Source organism: Burkholderia lata (assembly GCF_000012945.1).
Taxonomy (GTDB): Bacteria; Pseudomonadota; Gammaproteobacteria; order Burkholderiales; family Burkholderiaceae; genus Burkholderia; species Burkholderia lata.
In genome coordinates, this window is record NC_007511.1 from 156092 (window position 1) to 173776 (window position 17685).

Consider the following 17685-nt stretch of genomic DNA (forward strand, 5'->3'; position numbering starts at 1 on the left):
CGCCCACCGTGCACACCGGCCTCCCGCGTGACGGGGGCCGGGCGTGCGCCGGACGCCATACCCGAGTTCCCCACACCATGAATACCGCCAACCGCAAACCCCTGCCCGGCACGTCGCTGGACTATTTCGACGCGCGTGCCGCGGTCGAAGCGATCGCGCCCGGCGCCTACGACACGCTGCCGTACACGTCGCGCGTGCTCGCCGAAAACCTCGTGCGCCGCTGCGACCCGGCGATCCTCGCCGATTCGCTGAAGCAGATCATCGAGCGCAAGCGCGAACGTGATTTCCCGTGGTTCCCGGCGCGCGTCGTGTGCCACGACATCCTCGGGCAGACGGCACTCGTCGATCTCGCCGGCCTGCGCGACGCGATCGCCGACGGCGGCGGTGACCCGGCCAAGGTGAACCCGGTCGTGCCCGTGCAGCTGATCGTCGACCACTCGCTCGCCGTCGAATGCGGCGGCTTCGATCCGGACGCGTTCGCGAAGAACCGCGCGATCGAGGATCGCCGCAACGAGGATCGCTTCCACTTCATCGAGTGGACGAAGAAGGCGTTCGAGAACGTCGACGTGATCCCGCCGGGCAACGGCATCATGCACCAGATCAACCTCGAGAAGATGTCGCCGGTGATCCAGGCGCAAGACGGCGTCGCGTATCCGGACACCTGCGTCGGCACCGACAGCCACACGCCGCACGTCGACGCGCTCGGCGTGATCGCGATCGGCGTCGGCGGCCTCGAAGCGGAGAACGTGATGCTCGGCCGCGCATCGTGGATGCGCCTGCCCGACATCGTCGGCGTCGAGCTGACCGGCAAGCGTCAGCCCGGCATCACCGCGACCGACGTCGTGCTCGCACTGACCGAGTTCCTGCGCAAGGAAAAGGTGGTCGGCGCGTACCTGGAGTTCCGGGGCGTTGGCGCGTCGAGCCTCACGCTCGGCGATCGCGCGACGATCTCGAACATGGCGCCCGAATACGGCGCGACGGCCGCGATGTTCTTCATCGACGGCCAGACGACCGACTACCTGCGCCTCACCGGCCGCAGCGACGAGCAGGTGAAGCTCGTCGAGACCTACGCGAAGGTGGCGGGCCTGTGGGCCGATACGCTGGACAACGCGCAATACGAGCGCACGCTGACGTTCGACCTGTCGAGCGTCGTGCGCAACATGGCCGGCCCGTCGAACCCGCACAAGCGGCTGCCGACGTCCGATCTCGCCGCACGCGGGATCGCCGGCCAGTGGGAAGAGAAGGCGGGCGAGATGCCCGACGGCGCGGTGATCATCGCCGCGATCACGAGCTGCACGAACACCAGCAACCCGCGCAACGTGATCGCAGCGGCCCTGCTCGCACGCAACGCGAATGCGCGCGGCCTCACGCGCAAGCCGTGGGTGAAGAGCTCGCTCGCGCCCGGCTCGAAGGCGGTCGAGCTGTACCTGGAAGAAGCGAACCTGCTCCCCGAACTCGAGAAGCTCGGCTTCGGCATCGTCGCGTTCGCGTGCACGACCTGCAACGGGATGTCGGGCGCGCTCGATCCGAAGATCCAGCAGGAGATCGTCGATCGCGACCTGTACGCGACGGCCGTGCTGTCCGGCAACCGCAACTTCGACGGCCGCATCCACCCGTATGCGAAGCAGGCGTTCCTCGCGTCGCCGCCGCTGGTGGTCGCGTATGCGATCGCCGGCACGATCCGCTTCGACATCGAGAAGGACGTGCTCGGCCACGACCAGGACGGCAAGCCCGTCACGCTGAAGGACATCTGGCCGACCGACGAGGAGATCGATGCGATCGTCGCGTCGAGCGTGAAGCCCGAGCAGTTCCGCAAGGTCTACGAGCCGATGTTCGCGCGTAGCGCCGATGCGGGCGAGCGCGCGGCGCCGCTGTACGACTGGCGCGCGCAGAGCACGTACATCCGCCGTCCGCCGTACTGGGAAGGCGCGCTGGCCGGCGAGCGTACGCTGCACGGCATGCGCCCGCTCGCGGTGCTCGGCGACAACATCACGACCGACCACCTGTCGCCGTCGAACGCGATCCTGCTGAACAGTGCAGCCGGCGAATACCTCGCGAAGATGGGCCTGCCGGAAGAAGACTTCAACTCGTACGCGACGCACCGGGGAGACCACCTGACCGCGCAGCGCGCGACCTTCGCGAACCCGACGCTGATCAACGAGATGGCGATCGTCGACGGCGCGGTGAAGAAGGGCTCGCTCGCGCGCGTCGAGCCGGAAGGCAAGGTCATGCGGATGTGGGAAGCGATCGAGACGTACATGAATCGCAAGCAGCCGCTGATCGTCGTGGCCGGCGCCGACTACGGCCAGGGCTCGTCGCGCGACTGGGCCGCGAAGGGCGTGCGTCTCGCGGGTGTCGAGGCGATCGCCGCCGAAGGCTTCGAGCGGATCCACCGCACGAACCTGATCGGGATGGGCGTGCTGCCGCTCGAGTTCAAGCCGGGCACGAACCGGACGACGCTCGGCATCGACGGCACCGAGACCTTCGACGTGATCGGCGAGCGCACGCCGCGCGCCGACCTGACGCTCGTGATTCACCGCAGGAACGGCGAGCGCGTCGAGGTGCCGATGACGTGCCGGCTCGATACGGCCGAGGAAGTGTCGATCTACGAAGCGGGCGGCGTGCTGCAGCGCTTCGCGCAGGACTTCCTTGAATCGTCGCAGGCGGCTTGATCGAGTCACACAGGGATAACGCACACATGGCTCACACTCCTCAAATCAGGATTCCCGCGACCTATATCCGCGGCGGCACCAGCAAGGGCGTGTTCTTCCGGCTGCAGGACCTGCCGGATGCCGCGCAGGCGCCGGGCGCCGCGCGCGACGCGCTGCTGCTGCGCGTGATCGGCAGCCCCGATCCGTACGGCAAGCAGATCGACGGGATGGGCGGCGCGACGTCGTCCACCAGCAAGACGGTGATCGTGTCGAAGAGCACGCGGCCCGGCCACGACGTCGATTACCTGTTCGGTCAGGTCTCGATCGACAAGGCATTCGTCGACTGGACCGGCAACTGCGGCAACCTGTCGGCGGCGGTCGGCCCGTTCGCGATCAGCGGCGGGCTCGTCGATCCGGCGCGCGTGCCGCGCGACGGCGTCGCGACCGTGCGGATCTGGCAGGCGAACATCGGCAAGACGATCGTCGCGCATGTGCCGGTGACGAACGGCGCGGTGCAGGAGACGGGCGACTTCGAGCTGGACGGCGTCACGTTCCCGGCCGCCGAGGTGCAGCTCGAGTTCATGGACCCGGCCGCCGAGGAAGAAGGCGCGGGCGGGTCGATGTTCCCGACCGGCAACCTGGTCGACGATCTCGCGGTGCCGGGCGTCGGTACGCTGAAGGCGACGATGATCAACGCGGGCATTCCGACGATCTTCGTCGAAGCGGAAGCGATCGGCTATACGGGCACCGAGCTGCAGGACGCGATCAACGGCGATGCGAAGGCGCTCGAGAAGTTCGAGACGATTCGTGCGCACGGCGCGCTGCGCATGGGCCTGATCGACACGCTCGATGAAATCGCGACGCGGCAGCACACGCCGAAGATCGCGTTCGTCGCGAAGCCGGCCGATTACGTCGCATCGAGCGGTAAGCGCGTGAACGCGGGTGACGTCGACCTGCTGGTGCGCGCGATGTCGATGGGCAAGCTGCACCACGCGATGATGGGCACGGCGGCGGTCGCGATCGGCACGGCCGCGGCCATTCCCGGCACGCTCGTCAACCTCGCGGCGGGCGGTGGCGAACGCAACGCGGTGCGCTTCGGGCATCCGTCGGGCACGCTGCGCGTCGGCGCGGAAGCGCAGCTCGAGAACGGCGAGTGGACCGTCACCAAGGCGATCATGAGCCGCAGCGCACGCGTGCTGATGGAAGGCTGGGTGCGCGTGCCGGGCGACGCGTTCTGAGCGTGGCCGGCTGGTGCGGTGCAGATGCGGGCGGCTTCGGCCGCCCGCGTTGTTTTCATCAGCCGTGCAGGAACCGGCGCAGCGCGTCGTGGCTGAGGCGACGTGCCGTTTCGGCGACGCGGGCTCCGGGCACGATGTCGAAACCGTGCACGCCGCCGGGGAGCACGTGCAGTTCGGTCGGCACGCCTGCGCGAAGCAGGCGCTGCGCGTAGTCGAGATTCTCGTCGAGGAACAGGTCGAGCGAGCCGACCGACAGGAACGCGGGCGGCAGGCCTTCCAGCTGCGTGGCGCGTGCGGCGGCCGCGTACGGCGACACGCCGTCGAGGCCCGGCGCGTGACCGAGCAACGCGCTCCAGCCGAACCGGTTGTTGGCCGCGTGCCACACGAACTCACCGGCATGCGGATGCGGCGCGCGCGTGCAGGTGCGATCGTCGAGCATCGGATAGATCAGATGCTGGAACGCGAGCCGGTATTCGCCGCGATCGCGTGCCAGCAGCGCCAGCGCGGCGGCGAGCCCGCCGCCCGCGCTTTCGCCTGCCACGCCGATCCGCGCCGGGTCGATGCCGAGTGCATCGGCCTGGCGGAAGACCCACGCGAGCGCTGCGTAGCAGTCCTCGATCGCACCGGGAAATACGGTTTCCGGCGCGAGGCGGTAGTCGATCGAGATCAGCGCACAGCCGAGCTCTGTCACGACCGACCGGTGCACCGCCTCGAGATCCTTTGCCGCGCCGCGCACGTAGCCGCCGCCGTGCATGTGGACGATCGCCGGGAGCGGGCGCACGCCGGCGTCGGGTCGGTAGACGAGGACCGGGACGTCCGGCGCGCCGGCGGGGCCGGGCACCGCGCGGCGTTCGAGCGTGCTGCCGGCGAGGTCGGGCGGTGGTAGCGGCAGCACGCGTTCGCGCGACTGCGCGAGGGTGTCGGCGCTGAGCGTGACGGTCGGCCAGGCCACGAGCAGCGGGCGGATTTCACGATCGACGAGATGCAGGGTATCCAACGCGTCACTCCATCGAAAAGGCGGGATGCGCGCTCACAGCACGCTGCGCGCGACGACCCAACGGTGTACCTCGGTCGGGCCCTCGAAGATGCGCATCAGCCGCGCTTCGCTGGCCATCTGCTGCAGCGGCATTTCCTTCGTCATGCCCATCGCGCCGAGCGTCTGCATCGCATGATCGATGACGCGCCATGCCATTTCGGTCGCGAACACCTTGACCATCGAGATCTGCGTGCGCGCGTCCTGCCCGGCATCCACGCGCGCGGCCGCTTCGTAGGTCATGAGGCGGCACGCATGGATTTGCGTGAGCGCATCGGCGACCCACCACTGAATCGCCTGGCGTTCCGCGAGCGGCACGCCGAAGGTCTTGCGCTGTTTCGCATGGTCGCACAGCAGCGCGACCGCGCGCTCGGCGCGGCCGATGCACCAGGCGGCCATCTCCAGCCGCCGGTTCGCGAGCCGTGCCTGCATCGGCGCGAAACCGGCGCCTTCCCGGCCCAGCAGTTGCACGGCGGGAATGCGGCAGTTCTCCAGCACGATTTCATACGTGGACAGCCCGCCGATCATCGGGATCCGGCGTTCGATGATGAAGCCCGGCGTGTCGCGGTCGACGATGAACGCCGACATGCCGCCGCGCTTGCCCTTGCTTCGATCGGTGAGCGCCATCACGATCGTCCAGTCTGCTTCGGTCGCGTGGCTGATCCAGATCTTGCGGCCGTTCAGCACCCAGCCGTCGCCGTCACGCACGGCCGTCGTGGACAACGCGCCCGGATCCGAGCCGGCGCCCGGCTCGGAGATCGCCATCGCGGCGCGCGTGACGCCGCGTGCGTACGGGTCGAGATAGCGTGCGCGCTGCGCATCGTCGGCCACGTCGCACAGCATCCGCAGGTTCGGCGAATCGGGCGGCAGGATGTACGGGGTCACGGTCGTGCCGATCGCTTCGTTCACGCCGACCATCGCGACGGCCGGCAGGTCGGCGCCGCCCGCATCGAGCGGCGCGTCGAGTCCCCACAGGCCGAGCTGCCGCGAGCGCTCGTCGAGGTGCGCGCGCTCGTCGTCGAGCAGCCCGAAGGGCCGGCCGTCGGACTCGCGCGCCATCACGGCTGCTTCGAGTGGAATCAGTTCGTCCTTCACGAAGCGTGCGACGAGGTCCCGGATCATCCGGTGGTCGAGTTCGAGTTCGAAATTCATGAGAGTCGATGAGGGGGAGGGAAGGAAATGCCGACGCGGTCAGCCCGCGTTCGGACGAGACGATGCGCGGGCGCGCAGCGTGAAAAGCAACGCGACGGCACCAGCTGCGAGCAGCGCGGCGTTGAAATAGAGTCCGCCGCGCATCGACCCGGTGGCCGTGTTGAGCACGCCCATCAGGAACGGGCTCGCAAACCCGCCGATCGCGCCGGACATCGTGATCGCCGCGATCGCGACCGCCATCGAGCGCTTCGGCAGCGCGAGCCCCGGCAGCACCCAGAACGCCGGTAGCGTCGCTGCGTGCGTAGCGACCGCGATGCAGAGCGCGATCATCAGGTGCGGCGTGCCGGTGACGCTTGCGAGACCGATGAGCGCCGCTGCGCACGCGATCATCGCGAACGCGCCGTGCCCGCGCCATTCGCGCCGGCGTTCGGTGCGCCAGCCCATCCCGAGCATGCCGACGATGCCGCACAGGTAGGGCAGCGCGGACAGCAGCCCGATCTGCATCGCGCCATGCAGGCCGCCGCGATGCAGGATCACGGGCATCCAGAACACCAGCGCATAGCCGGCGGCCGCGATCGCGAAATTGGCCGCGCACAGCAGCCAGAAATCGCGGTGCGCAAGCAGCGGTCGAGCTGTGATTGCCTCCGGCGTGCCGGCTTCGGCCTGCGTGTGCGCGGCGCGCAGCGCGGCCTTGTCGGCTTCCGACAGCCAGCGTGCGTCGTCCGGCCGGTCGTCGAGAAAGCGCAGCGCGACGAAGCCGAGCACGCTGCTCGGCAGCCCTTCCACGAGGAACAGCCATTGCCAGCCGCTCAGGCCGGCGGCGCCGTCGAAGTACGACAGGATCGCGCCCGACACGGGGCCGGCGATCATCCCCGCGAGGTACAGCGCGGTCATGAAGAGCGCGAACGCCTTCGCGCGTTGCTTCGGCGGATACCACGCGCCGAGATGGAACAGGATGCCGGGGAAGAAGCCCGCCTCGAACACGCCGAGCAGGAAGCGGCACGCATAGAACTGCGCGGGTGTGGTGACGAACATCGTCGCGGCCGAGCCGAGCCCCCACAGCACCATGATCCGCGCGATCGTCCGGCGCGCGCCGATCCGCACAAGCAGCGCATTGCTCGGAATCTCGAACGCCATGTAGCCGATGAAGAAGATGCCCGCGCCGAGCCCGTACACGGCGTCGGAGAAGTGCAGTTCGGCCGCCATCTGCGCGTGCGCGAAGCCGATGTTGATCCGGTCGATGAACGACAGCGTGTAGCAGAGGATGAGGAACGGCAGCAGCCGGCGCGAGATCCGGCGGTAGAGCGCCGGTGTCGCACCATCGTCGACGGCGGCCGGGTCGGTCGAAAGGGTCGGGGTCATGAGGACTCCATCAGAAACGGTGAACGATGCCGAGCGCGAACACCTGCTCGGTGCCGCCCGGTTGCGGCTGCAGGCCGACGACGACGGTGTTGCGCGCGTCGCCGCCGTTCTTCATGTAGAGATAGCGTGCATAGAGCGACGTCCGCTTCGACAGCGGGTGGTCGTACCCGACGCCGAGCGCGGTCGCGTCGTTCGCCGAGCCTTTCACGTCGCGGCGCACGACCGAGACGAGCACGTGATCGAGCGCGCCGACGTCGATCGACGCACCGGCACTCGCGGTCGAGAACGCAGGCAGGTTCGGTGCCGTGCTGACGCCATAGAGAAATGCGGCGTACAGCTTGACGTGCGCGAACGCGTAGTTGGCCGCGAACACGTAGTGGCGGGTGGTCGACGGCGAGACGACGGGCGACAGGTTGCCGGCCGACGTGTCGCCCTGGAAGCCCGCGCCAACGTAGAACCCGCCGCTCCGGTACTGGAGCCCGGCGCCATAGTTGCGTCCGGCCTGTGTGGACAGCGCATTCGGCGTCGGGAAGCCGTATGTCGCCATCACGCGCAGGCCGTTCCAGTCGGGGCTCAGGTACGACACCGCCTGGTTGAAGCGCGGAATCGGCGGCGTCGTGTTGGGGGTGATCGTGTCCGTCGACGTCGCGAGCAGCGCGAGCGGCGACAGCCGTTCGTTGAGCCCGAACGGATCGCCGTCATAGACGACATAGAACGACGGCGTGTATTGCCGGCCGAGCCGGAGGTCGCCGTAGCGCGTGTTCTGCAGCGCGACGTAGGCCTGCCGGTAGAACAGCGTGCCGCCCTGGAACGAGCCGTCGGCTGGCGAGAAGCCGCTTTCCAGCACGAACTTCGTCGATGTACCGCCGCCGAGATCCTCGACGCCCGTCAGCCCGAACCGGCTCGTCGACGATCCGCCGCCGCTTTGCCGCACGCTCGACAGGCTGCCGATGCGATCGAATTCGACGTAGCTGTCGACGATCCCGTACAGCGTGACCGACGACGCGTGCGCCGATGTGGCGCATAGCATGCACGCGCCGACCACGAATGCTTTTCGTTGCATGAAGGTGTCTCCGTTCCATGTTTTTTTCGTGCGCCCGCGTTCTGGGAGCGGTTGCGCGCGTGATGCTGCCGTGCTGCGTCGGGTTCAGCGTCCCTTGAATACCGGTTTGCGCTTCTCGAGGAACGCGCGGGCGCCCTCGATCCGGTCCTCGCTCGCATAGACGTCGGGGCCGACGTCCAGCCGCAGCGCGGCGGCCACCGGCAACCCCTGGCTGCGTGCCGCGGTTTCCTTGATGCGGCGGATCGTGAGCGGCGCGTTCCCGGCGATCGTCTGCGCCAGGTCGCGCACGGTGTCGTCGAGTGCGGCGCCGGGGACGACGCGGTTCAGCAACCCGGCGCGCTGCGCCTCGTCCGCGTCGAAGCGGCGGCCCGTGAACAGCAGCTCCATCGCGATCGCACGCGGCAGCATGCGCGGCAGCAGCACGCTCGCGAAGTTCGCGCCCATGCCGACGCGTGCTTCGGGCAGCGCGAAGGTCGCGTGATCGGCGGCGATCCGCAGGTCGCACGCGAGCGCGATCTCGAAGCCGCCGCCGATCGCGTAGCCGTTGATCGCCGCGATGGTCGGCTTGCGCAGTTCGAGGATCAGCTCGTGCACGTTGCGTGCGAGCCCGCGCATCGGCTGCATCCCGCGCATCTCGGGGTCGCCGAGATCGACGCCCGCGCTGAAGGCACGGTCGCCCGCGCCGCGGATCACGATCACGCGAATCGACGGGTTGTCGTCGAGCGTGACGAGTTCGTCGCACAGCCGCCGGATCGCTTCCGCGGACAGCGCATTGGCGACGTGCGGACGATGGATCGTCAGCCACGCGATGCCGTTGTCGTCGTTGCGCAGGATCGACGGGGCGTCGTCGCCCGTCAGCGAAGAGAACGAGCCGGACGAGGTCATGACGCGCTCCCGGTGGTGTCCGCGCGCATGTCGTGGAGCACGCCCGCTTGCCGGAGCGCGTCCCGGTGAGCCGCGTCGATGCCGAGTGCGTCGAGCACGGCGTCGGTGTCGGCGGCGAACGGCTGGGGCGGCCGGCGTATCGATCCGGGCGTGCGGGAGAGCTTGGCGGGGACGCCCGCGCCGGTGTACGTGCCGGTCTTGACGAACATCGCGTTGCGGGCGGCTTGCGGGTGGCCGAACGCATCGGCGACGGTGTTCACCGGGCCTGCCGCGACACCGGTATTCAGCAGCCGCTCGACGATGTCGTCGGCATGCCGTTCCGCGGTCAGCTGGCCGAGCAGCGTATCGAGCGCATCGCGATTGGCGACGCGCTTCGCGTTGGTCGCGAACCGCGGGTCGTGCGCCAGCTCGGGCACGCCGAGCGCTTCGACGAGCCGCGCGAACGTGCGGTTGTTGCCGGCGCCGGTCGAGATCGGTTTGTCCTTGCACGGATAGATGCCGTACGGCGCGATTGCGCCATACACGTTGCCGGTCGCGACGGGCACGTCACCGGTCGCCATCCAGGTCGTGCTGACCGGATGCAGCATCGACAGCGCGGTGCTGAACAGGTCGATGTCGACATGCTGCCCGAGGCCGGAGCGGGTCCGTTCGACCAGCGCGAGCAGGACGCTCGACACGGCGCTCAGGCCTGCCGCGTAATCGACGACCGGGAACGGCACCTTCAACGGCATGCCGCCCGGTTCGCCGTTGATCGACATGAAGCCGGCGAGGCCCTGTGCGACGGCGTCGTAGCCCGGAAACCGCGCCAGCGGGCCGTCGGTGCCGTATCCGGAGATCGAGCAGTGGACGAGGCGCGGGAAGCGCTCGCGCAGGCAGTCGTCGTAGCCGATGCCCCAGCGTTCGAGCGTGCCCTGCTTGAAGTTGTCGATCAGCACGTCGGCCGTGTCGAGCAGGCGGAACAGCACGTCGCGCCCGTCCGGATGCGACAGGTCGAGCGCGAGATTGCGCTTGTTGCGGTTGAGCCCCCAGTAGTAGCTGGAGATGCCGTTCGGCATCGCGGGCCCCCAGTCGCGCGTTTCGTCGCCCTGCGGCGGTTCGATCTTGATGACGTCCGCGCCGTGGTCGGCGAGCGTTTGCGCGCAGAACGGCCCCGCGTAGACGCGGCTCAGGTCGACCACGCGCACGCCTGCGAGTGCGCCTTCGTGACTGCTTGTCATGACGATGTTTCCTTCGATGTGGGATTCGGCCTGCCGGCATGCCGGCAGGCGATGCGTCGCGGATTCAACCGCGCGCGGCGAACAGTGCGTTCACTGCCGCGCGGTGCTCGGGGGTGGCGTGCGCGAACGCCTGGTACGACGCCGACAGGTCGAGCAGCGTGTCGAGGCTCGCGTGGCGGCCTTCGCGCAGCAGCCGCTTGGTCAGGCGCAACGCGGTGCCCGAATGCCGGGCGATGCGGCCCGCCAGTTCATGCGCGTGCGCAAGGAGGTCGCCATCGGGAACGACGCGCGACACGAGCCCGCAACGCAGCGCCGCCTGTGCGTCCAGCGCATCGCCGGTGAACGACATTTCCGCGGCGACGGCGGCGCCGACAATCCGCGGCAGGAACCACGCACCGCCGTCGCCCGGCACGAGGCCGAGCGCGATGAAGCTTTCGGCGAAGCGGGCGCGATCGGCGGCGATGCGGATGTCGCACATGCACGCGAGATCGGTACCGGCGCCGATGGCCGGACCGTTGATTGCCGCGATGGCCGGCACTTCGAGCTGGTGGAACGCGTGCGCGATGCGCTGGATGCCGCGGCGATAGCGCGTCCGGATCGCGGCGAGGTCGTGCGGGTCCGATTCCATGAATGCGCGCATCGCCTTCACATTGCCGCCCGACGAGAACGTCGTGCCGGCACCGGTCAGGACCAGCACGCGGATCGATTCGTCGCGGTTCGCGTCGTCGCAGCATTCGGTCAGTGCGTCGATCGCATCGTTGTCCGAAATGGCGTTGCGTGTTTCCGGACGGTTCATCGTGACGGTCAGGATCGGTCCCTGCCGTTCACGGGTGAGAAAGGCTGTCATCGTGTCTCCGAGTGTTCCGTACCGCGGGACTTCACGTCGCGGGCCGAAGCCTAGTATCGTCACGACGGTTGGCGCCGGGAAATTCCGTTCCACATATGTGGAAGGCTCACCCGGTGGCGTGAGGAGACGGCGGGATGAGCGGAAACGTGGTCAAGAGCGCGGCGCGCGTGTTTGAAGTGCTGGAGCTGTTCAGCGCATTGCAGCGGCCGCTGAGCGTGCGGGAGATTTCCACGCGCTGCGGCTATCCGGGGTCGAGCGCGGCGGCGTTGCTGACCAGCATGAAGGCGCTCGGCTATCTCGCGTACGACGATGCCAGCCATACGTATGCGCCCACCGCGCGGCTCGTCAATCTCGGCGAAGCGCTCGTCGATTCGACGGCAGGCAGCCGGCGGTACTGGCATGCCGTCGCAAAGCGGCTGGCGGTCCGCACGCGCGAGGCCGTCGTGATCGCGGTGCAGAGCGACCTGTACGTGCAGTACATCGATGCGGTCGAGGGTGCGCATACGCTTCCGATCCAGTTCTACGCGCCGATCGGCACGCGTCGCGAGATCTGCATGTCGAGCCTCGGCTGGGCGTTGCTGAGCCTCCAGCCGGACAGCGCGATCCGCCGGCTCGTGTCACGGAGCATTCGCCGGCTCGGCAAGACGGGCCGGACGATCGACGAGGATGTCGTGCTCGACAAGGTCGAACAGACGCGCCGGTTCGGCTATTCCTATTCGGCGAACACGGTCACGCAGGGCGCCGCGATGATCTCGATGGTGATCGCGGACGGCTGGAACGGCCTGCCGCTGGCCATGGGCGTGGCCGGGCCGGTCGAGCGGATCGAAGCGCAGCGCGACGCGATCGTGCACGCGATGCGGGAAGCGCTGGCCGGGCAGCGGCCGGATGCTGCGGCCGGCTAGCCGGCCGAGGCTGGCGCACGCAGGCATTCGCATAGAATCGGGAGGTTTCGTTGCTCCTGTTCCGGCTGCATTTCAGCGAGGTTGCCATGCCATTGAACACGCCGCTTTCCGGCATCCACATCGTCGAATTCGAAGGGCTCGGCCCCGGCCCGCTCGCGGGCTGGATGCTCGCCGGGATGGGCGCGCGGATCACGCTGATCGCACGTCCGTCCGGCCGCACGAGCGCGCCGGATGCGTTGAAGGCCCGCGACGGCGACCTGCTGCGCGAAGGCAAGACGATCGTCGAACTCGACCTGAAGTCGCCGGCCGGCCGCGACGCCGCGCTCGACCTGATCGCGCAGGCCGATGCGCTGATCGAGGGGCTGCGGCCCGGCGTGATGGAGCGGCTCGGCCTCGGGCCCGACGATTGCGCACGCCGCAATCCGACGCTCGTGTACGGGCGGATGACCGGCTGGGGCCAGCACGGCCCGCTCGCGGCCGCGGCCGGGCACGACCTGAATTACGTCGCGCTGACGGGGCTGCTGTCGTTGTCCGCGCCATGCGACGGCCGGCCGGGGGTGCCGCCGACTGTTGTCGGCGATGCGGGCGGCGCGCTCGGGCTCGCGTTCGGGATCGTCTGCGCGCTGTTCGACGTGCGCGGTGGCGGGCCGGGGCGCGTGGTCGACGGTGCGATCGTCGACATCGTGTCGATGCTCGGCTCGCTCGCACTGTGGGCGCGCGCGAACGGGCAGCTCGACGGCGCGCAGCCGAGCCTTTTTCACGATGCGCCGTTCTACGACGTGTATCGCTGCGCGGATGGCGAATGCGTGACGATCGGCGCGCTCGAGCCGCCGTTCTATGCGCTGCTGGTCGAACGGCTCGGGCTGACGGATATCGATCCGGCGTCGCAGTACGACCGTGCGCGCTGGCCTGCGCTGAAGGCGCGTTTCGCCGACGTGTTCGCGCAGCAGCCGTCCGCGCATTGGCGTGAATTGCTCGAAGGCACCGACGCGTGTTTCGCGCCGCTGCTGAGCGTGGCCGATGCGGCTACGCATCCGCACAACGCGGCGCGCGGGATCTATCGGACGGATGAGAACGGTAACGTGCGGGCGCGTGTGGCGCCGCGGTTTTTGCCGCTGGCGGGGGAGGGGGCGGAGTAGACGAGGCGGCATGCCGAGGTCGCCAAACCGGTGGCGAAATGTACTTCACTGAAAGGCTTCGCAAGCGGAGGGCGCCAATTTTGGTGCTAAATTTGGTGCCAAATTAGATGTAACCGCCATTCTGTAAGAGAGGGAGCCGACATGCCTCGCACAATTCTGGCCGACTTTACCGCGAGCGTTTCAGATTTGAAGCGGAACCCGATAGGCACGGTCGCGGCGGGAGAAGGCTTCCCGGTCGCGATTCTGAATCGCAACGAGCCCGCGTTCTATTGCGTCCCGGCGAAGACGTGGGAGGTGATGGTCGAACGTCTGGAGGATATCGAAGACAACGGGCTGGTCGACAAGCGCGCCAATGAGAGAGTCGTCAAAGTCAAGCTGAAGGACCTTTGAACTTCAATTTCACGAACCTGTGTTGAAGGCGTGGACGATGCTCGATCGCACCGTTCGCGACCAGTTCAAATCCCGGCTCGCCGAGCGGCTCGAGAATCCTCGGATTCCGTCTGCAAAGCTGCATGGCCATCCGGATCGCTACAAGATCAAGCTACGCAGCGTCGGTTACCGGCTCGTCTACGAAGTGCGCGATTCGGAAGTGCTCGTACTGGTCGTGGCGGTCGGTCGACGCGAGCGCGATGCGGTCTATCTTGCCGCGATGAAGCGTTAGAACCACATGTGCCGCACATCGGAGCGGCAAGCTTGTCTACATGTCTGGCTGCTCGGGTCGACTACACGCTCATCGTCTTCTGGGCGGAGGGGCGATCCTTCAAGCGCGGAGAACCGCTCACGCCGTTTCCTCCGGCGCATCCGGCATCTTGCCGTCGCCGACGCGGTTGATCGTGCCCTGCGCGATCGCGACGAGCCGCTCGTGATCGCCGTCGATGACGAACACATGACACTGGCAGGTCGCCTGGTGCCGGCCCGCATAGACGAGCTTCGCGCGGGCGACGAGCGTACCGTTCACGGCCGGCCGCAGGTAGTTGATCTTGTATTCGGCGGTGATCACGCGCGGGCCGAGCACGAGCGCGCCGGCGAACGTCAGCGCGTTGTCCGCGAGGTAGCTGATGACGCCGCCGTGCACGAAACCGTGCTGCTGCCGCAGTTCTTCACGCACGGGCAGGCACAGCGACACTTCGTTGTCGCCGATATGCATCAGCTCCGTGCCCAGCAGCATGCTGAACGGTTGCGCACGCAATGCGCCGCGCGCGTGGTCCGTGATGTCGGTCATCGACTTTCCTCGAAATGAGTACCCGCTTGCGCTGAACTCTAGGAAGGGGGATGCGGATAAGCAAGGAAATTCGTCCGCATTTTGCGCAATTTTCGGCGCGATGCGACGCGATTGTTGCGTCGAATGCCGTAGATTTCCCTGTTTGCGGGCGATTCCGCGAGAATGCGCGGGCAACGCGAACTTTGCCGCCGTCCGTTCCTAAAGTCCGACGAAGAAATGCCGCTAATGCCGGGGCATTGCCTCATCGTCCGCTTTCCAGGAATCTCCCCCATGTTCGGAAAAATCAAGCTCGCGTCGGGTCTGCTCGGCGTGTTGACCGTGTTTTGCCTCTTCCTGTTCGCGATCGAGGCGCTCGGCTTCTGGGCGCTCAAGTCGACGCGCAGCGGCGTCGACGATCTGTCGAACATCGCGATCGCACAGGTCGACGCGGCCAGCCAGGCGACCCAGCAACTGCTCGACGCGCGCATCAACCTGTCGCGCGCCGGCACGCGGATGGTGCGCGGCGGCCCGAAGCCGGAAGACATCATCCGCCATGCCGGCGCGTCGCTCGCGGAGGCGGACAAGGCGTTCGCCGCCCTGACGGCCGCGCAGCCGGTCGACGATACCAACCGCGCACGCGTCACGGCGCTCGCCGAGCGCTATCGCGCGCTGCGCGGCGCGCTGGGCGAACTCGTGCAGTTCCTCGACGCCGACAACATCCAGGCCTTCCTCGACCAGCCGACGCAGAGCATCCAGGACGCGTATATCGCCGAACTGCGCCGCTTCACCGACTATGGCGGCGCATCGAGCCGCACGGCGCTCGACACGATCGACGGCGGCATGCTCTGGTTCAAGTCGGTCGGCATCGTGCTGCTGGTGGCGATGCTTGCGGCGAGCGCGGCGATCTACGCGGCCGCGCGGCGCGCGGTCGTCGCGCCGCTGGAAGAAGCCGGCCGCCATTTCGAGCGGATCGCGCAGGGCCGGCTCGATGAAGTCGTGCGGGCAGGCGGCGTGTTCGAGATCGACCGGATGCTGCGCGGCCTCGCCACGATGCAGACGAGCATCGCGGGCACCGTGCGCACGGTGCGCCACGCGTCCGATGCGATCCACCTCGGCGCGGGCGAGATCGCGGGCGGCAACGCCGACCTGTCGGCGCGCACCGGCACGCAGGCCGCGTCGCTGGAGGAAACGGCCGCGAGCATGGAGGAACTGACGGCGACCGTCCGGCAGAACACCGACAGCGCGCGCGCGGCGAGCGCGCTGGCCGACGCGGCGCTCGAGGCGACGAGCCACGGCGGCGGCGTGGTCGACAGCGTGATCGACCGGATGCGCGGCATCGCGCAGAGCTCGGGGCGGATCGCGGAGATCATCTCGGTGATCGACGGCATCGCGTTCCAGACCAACATCCTTGCGCTGAACGCGGCGGTGGAAGCCGCACGCGCGGGCGAACAGGGGCGCGGCTTCGCGGTCGTCGCCGGCGAAGTGCGCTCGCTCGCGCAGCGCAGCGCGCAATCGGCGAAGGAGATCAAGGCGCTGATCGAGGATTCGGTCGCACAGATCAACGGCGGCGCGGAGCTTGTCGAGCGCGCCGGCGAGGCGATGCGGACGGTGTCGTCGTCGATCACGCGCGTCGTGCAGACGATGTCCGAGATCACCGCGGCGTCGGTCGAGCAGAGCGTCGGGATCGAGCAGGTGAACCAGGCTGTCACGCAGATGGATCAGCTCACGCAGCAGAACGCGGCACTGGTGGAGGAGGTCGCGGCGGCGGCCGCGTCGCTGAACGACCAGACCGCGCACCTGATGCAGGCGGTGTCGGTGTTCGAGCTGGGCGATGGCCGCGCCGCACGCGGCGAGCGCGCAGCGCCGTCGTTCGCCGACGCGGGTTACGCGCCGGCGGGCAGCGCCGCGTAAGCGGTCTCGAGGTGGTAGGGCGTCGTCGACGGCATGTCGGCGCGCGCCACCTGCCCGTCGGCCGTCTTGCACTCGAACCAGCCGCGCGGATGCAGGAAGTGCGCGGCGAAGCGTTCGATCTGCTGCGCGAGCGGCGCGGAGGCCGGCGTGCCGCCGTGCGTCGCAAGCGCGCGCAGGTATTCGGTCTGCGCCCAGATCCGCTGCGTGCCGTCGATCCACGCGCCTTGCGCGTCGAGCGCCGCGCAGACGCCGCCCGTCTGCGGATCGACGCCGTATTGCTCCGCGAACGTGAACGCGCGCGCCAGCGCGCCGGGGAGCCCGGTCTGCGCGAGCCGCGCGCCGGCCGCATCGACCAGATAGAACCACTCGAACTGATGGCCGGGCTCGAAGCGGTTGTCGGCTGCGCCGAGCGGCAGCTCGGCCACGCAGCCGGTTGCCGCGTCGACGAACGTGCGCTCGACGGCCTGCGTGGTGTGCGCGAGCGCGTCGTCGAACGCCGCGTCGCCGAATGCGTCGGCCGCCGCGAGCCACGCTTCGGTCAGGTGCATCAGCGGATTCTGCAGCGCCCCGCTGCCGGATGACGAGAAATCGGCGTGGCGCGCCGCATCGAGCAGCGCGTCGCCGGGGCGCGGCGCGAAACGGTCCTGAATCAGCGCGGCGGTTTCCTCGGCCGCCTGGCGCGCGGCGGCGTCGCCCGACGCCGCATACCACGCGGCGCACGCGAACACGATGAACGCGTGCGTATAGAGATCCTTGGTCGTGTCGAGCGGTGCGCCCTGCGCGTCCACGCTGTAGTTCCAGCCGCCGTGGTGCGGGTCGCGAAAGCGCCGGCCCAGCGCGTCGAACAGCGTGGCGGCGTGCGCGGTGTCGCCGGCCTGCGCGAACACGAACAGTTGCCGTGCGCAGGCCATTGCGCGATAACGGGTCACGGGCAGCGGCGCGTGGGTGGCCGGATCGACGGCTTCGAACGGCAGCTGTAATGTCTGGTCGAACCCTGAACCTCGCCAGATCGGCAAGACGACGTGCGCGAAATGGTGGCGCAGCTGGGCGGCCTGGGCGGAAGCGGAGTCGGAAACGGACATGA

The 17685-nt window shown here is 68.5% G+C and carries 15 protein-coding genes and 1 pseudogene; 7 read left to right on the forward strand and 9 right to left on the reverse strand.

Going from position 1 to position 17685, the window contains the following annotated elements; genetic code table 11:
- The first annotated feature begins 77 nt into the window (after positions 1 to 77).
- Complete coding sequence (gene acnD / locus BCEP18194_RS23490) at positions 78 to 2672, forward strand: Fe/S-dependent 2-methylisocitrate dehydratase AcnD (protein WP_011353758.1); 2595 nt, start codon at positions 78 to 80, stop codon at positions 2670 to 2672.
- Positions 2673 to 2698: 26 nt separating this feature from the next.
- Positions 2699 to 3889 carry a 2-methylaconitate cis-trans isomerase PrpF gene (gene prpF, locus BCEP18194_RS23495; protein ID WP_011353759.1) on the forward strand — a complete coding sequence of 397 codons (1191 nt, stop codon included), beginning with the start codon at positions 2699 to 2701 and terminating at the stop codon, positions 3887 to 3889.
- Positions 3890 to 3947: 58 nt separating this feature from the next.
- Here prpF and BCEP18194_RS23500 read toward each other — a convergent pair whose 3' ends face one another.
- The 7 genes from BCEP18194_RS23500 to BCEP18194_RS23530 form a co-directional block, all read right to left on the reverse strand.
- Positions 3948 to 4886, reverse strand: coding sequence for an alpha/beta hydrolase (locus tag BCEP18194_RS23500; RefSeq protein WP_011353760.1), 939 nt, complete (start codon positions 4884 to 4886; stop codon positions 3948 to 3950).
- Positions 4887 to 4919: 33 nt separating this feature from the next.
- Positions 4920 to 6074: an acyl-CoA dehydrogenase family protein gene (locus BCEP18194_RS23505; protein ID WP_011353761.1), complete on the reverse strand. Its 1155-nt coding sequence runs from the start codon at positions 6072 to 6074 to the stop codon at positions 4920 to 4922.
- 39 nt (positions 6075 to 6113) lie between these two features.
- Positions 6114 to 7436 (reverse strand): MFS transporter, encoded by a 1323-nt coding sequence (locus BCEP18194_RS23510; RefSeq protein WP_011353762.1) that lies wholly within the window; start codon positions 7434 to 7436, stop codon positions 6114 to 6116.
- Between the two features lie 10 nt (positions 7437 to 7446).
- Entirely contained in the window at positions 7447 to 8499 is a 1053-nt protein-coding gene (locus BCEP18194_RS23515) for a porin (protein WP_011353763.1), read from the reverse strand.
- 84 nt (positions 8500 to 8583) lie between these two features.
- Positions 8584 to 9384: an enoyl-CoA hydratase/isomerase family protein gene (locus BCEP18194_RS23520; protein WP_011353764.1), complete on the reverse strand. Its 801-nt coding sequence runs from the start codon at positions 9382 to 9384 to the stop codon at positions 8584 to 8586.
- Complete coding sequence (locus BCEP18194_RS23525; protein WP_011353765.1) at positions 9381 to 10601, reverse strand: CaiB/BaiF CoA transferase family protein; 1221 nt, start codon at positions 10599 to 10601, stop codon at positions 9381 to 9383. The genes BCEP18194_RS23520 and BCEP18194_RS23525 overlap by 4 nt, the downstream gene beginning before the upstream one ends.
- A gap of 64 nt (positions 10602 to 10665) precedes the next feature.
- Complete coding sequence (locus BCEP18194_RS23530; RefSeq protein WP_011353766.1) at positions 10666 to 11448, reverse strand: crotonase/enoyl-CoA hydratase family protein; 783 nt, start codon at positions 11446 to 11448, stop codon at positions 10666 to 10668.
- 134 nt (positions 11449 to 11582) lie between these two features.
- Between BCEP18194_RS23530 and BCEP18194_RS23535 the strand changes: the two genes are divergently transcribed.
- From BCEP18194_RS23535 to BCEP18194_RS23550, 4 genes and pseudogenes are all read left to right on the forward strand, one after another.
- The gene (locus BCEP18194_RS23535; protein ID WP_011353767.1) at positions 11583 to 12350 is read left to right on the forward strand and encodes an IclR family transcriptional regulator; all 768 of its coding nucleotides are present in this window, start codon (positions 11583 to 11585) and stop codon (positions 12348 to 12350) included.
- 86 nt (positions 12351 to 12436) lie between these two features.
- Positions 12437 to 13489: a CaiB/BaiF CoA transferase family protein gene (locus BCEP18194_RS23540; protein WP_011353768.1), complete on the forward strand. Its 1053-nt coding sequence runs from the start codon at positions 12437 to 12439 to the stop codon at positions 13487 to 13489.
- 141 nt (positions 13490 to 13630) lie between these two features.
- On the forward strand, positions 13631 to 13879 hold the full coding sequence (locus BCEP18194_RS23545) for a type II toxin-antitoxin system Phd/YefM family antitoxin (RefSeq protein WP_011353769.1): 249 nt from the start codon (positions 13631 to 13633) through the stop codon (positions 13877 to 13879).
- A pseudogene (locus BCEP18194_RS23550) lies at positions 13872 to 14150 on the forward strand (type II toxin-antitoxin system RelE family toxin); the annotation flags it as partial. The gene BCEP18194_RS23545 and the pseudogene BCEP18194_RS23550, both read left to right, overlap by 8 nt.
- A 117-nt stretch (positions 14151 to 14267) precedes the next feature.
- On the opposite strand, the gene BCEP18194_RS23555 reads toward BCEP18194_RS23550, so the two are convergent.
- On the reverse strand, positions 14268 to 14711 hold the full coding sequence (locus BCEP18194_RS23555; RefSeq protein ID WP_011353771.1) for a PaaI family thioesterase: 444 nt from the start codon (positions 14709 to 14711) through the stop codon (positions 14268 to 14270).
- A gap of 270 nt (positions 14712 to 14981) precedes the next feature.
- On the opposite strand from BCEP18194_RS23555, the gene BCEP18194_RS23560 reads away from it, so the two are divergent.
- Positions 14982 to 16601, forward strand: coding sequence for a methyl-accepting chemotaxis protein (locus BCEP18194_RS23560; RefSeq protein ID WP_011353772.1), 1620 nt, complete (start codon positions 14982 to 14984; stop codon positions 16599 to 16601).
- On the opposite strand, the gene BCEP18194_RS23565 is transcribed toward BCEP18194_RS23560, so the two are convergent.
- Positions 16574 to 17683 carry an AGE family epimerase/isomerase gene (locus BCEP18194_RS23565; RefSeq protein ID WP_011353773.1) on the reverse strand — a complete coding sequence of 370 codons (1110 nt, stop codon included), beginning with the start codon at positions 17681 to 17683 and terminating at the stop codon, positions 16574 to 16576. The two genes, BCEP18194_RS23560 and BCEP18194_RS23565, sit on opposite strands and share 28 nt — an antisense overlap.
- Positions 17684 to 17685 lie beyond the last annotated feature (2 nt).

What these genes read in the sequence shown, in the direction of transcription:
- acnD (WP_011353758.1), top strand. Translation starts at nt 78, where the DNA reads ATGAATACCGCCAACCGCAAACCCCTGCCCGGCACGTCGCTGGACTAT.
- prpF (WP_011353759.1), top strand. Translation starts at nt 2,699, where the DNA reads ATGGCTCACACTCCTCAAATCAGGATTCCCGCGACCTATATCCGCGGC.
- BCEP18194_RS23505 (WP_011353761.1), bottom strand. Translation starts at nt 6,074, where the DNA reads ATGAATTTCGAACTCGAACTCGACCACCGGATGATCCGGGACCTCGTC.
- BCEP18194_RS23510 (WP_011353762.1), bottom strand. Translation starts at nt 7,436, where the DNA reads ATGACCCCGACCCTTTCGACCGACCCGGCCGCCGTCGACGATGGTGCG.
- BCEP18194_RS23515 (WP_011353763.1), bottom strand. Translation starts at nt 8,499, where the DNA reads ATGCAACGAAAAGCATTCGTGGTCGGCGCGTGCATGCTATGCGCCACA.
- BCEP18194_RS23520 (WP_011353764.1), bottom strand. Translation starts at nt 9,384, where the DNA reads ATGACCTCGTCCGGCTCGTTCTCTTCGCTGACGGGCGACGACGCCCCG.
- BCEP18194_RS23525 (WP_011353765.1), bottom strand. Translation starts at nt 10,601, where the DNA reads ATGACAAGCAGTCACGAAGGCGCACTCGCAGGCGTGCGCGTGGTCGAC.
- BCEP18194_RS23530 (WP_011353766.1), bottom strand. Translation starts at nt 11,448, where the DNA reads ATGACAGCCTTTCTCACCCGTGAACGGCAGGGACCGATCCTGACCGTC.
- BCEP18194_RS23535 (WP_011353767.1), top strand. Translation starts at nt 11,583, where the DNA reads ATGAGCGGAAACGTGGTCAAGAGCGCGGCGCGCGTGTTTGAAGTGCTG.
- BCEP18194_RS23540 (WP_011353768.1), top strand. Translation starts at nt 12,437, where the DNA reads ATGCCATTGAACACGCCGCTTTCCGGCATCCACATCGTCGAATTCGAA.
- BCEP18194_RS23545 (WP_011353769.1), top strand. Translation starts at nt 13,631, where the DNA reads ATGCCTCGCACAATTCTGGCCGACTTTACCGCGAGCGTTTCAGATTTG.
- BCEP18194_RS23555 (WP_011353771.1), bottom strand. Translation starts at nt 14,711, where the DNA reads ATGACCGACATCACGGACCACGCGCGCGGCGCATTGCGTGCGCAACCG.
- BCEP18194_RS23560 (WP_011353772.1), top strand. Translation starts at nt 14,982, where the DNA reads ATGTTCGGAAAAATCAAGCTCGCGTCGGGTCTGCTCGGCGTGTTGACC.
- BCEP18194_RS23565 (WP_011353773.1), bottom strand. Translation starts at nt 17,683, where the DNA reads ATGTCCGTTTCCGACTCCGCTTCCGCCCAGGCCGCCCAGCTGCGCCAC.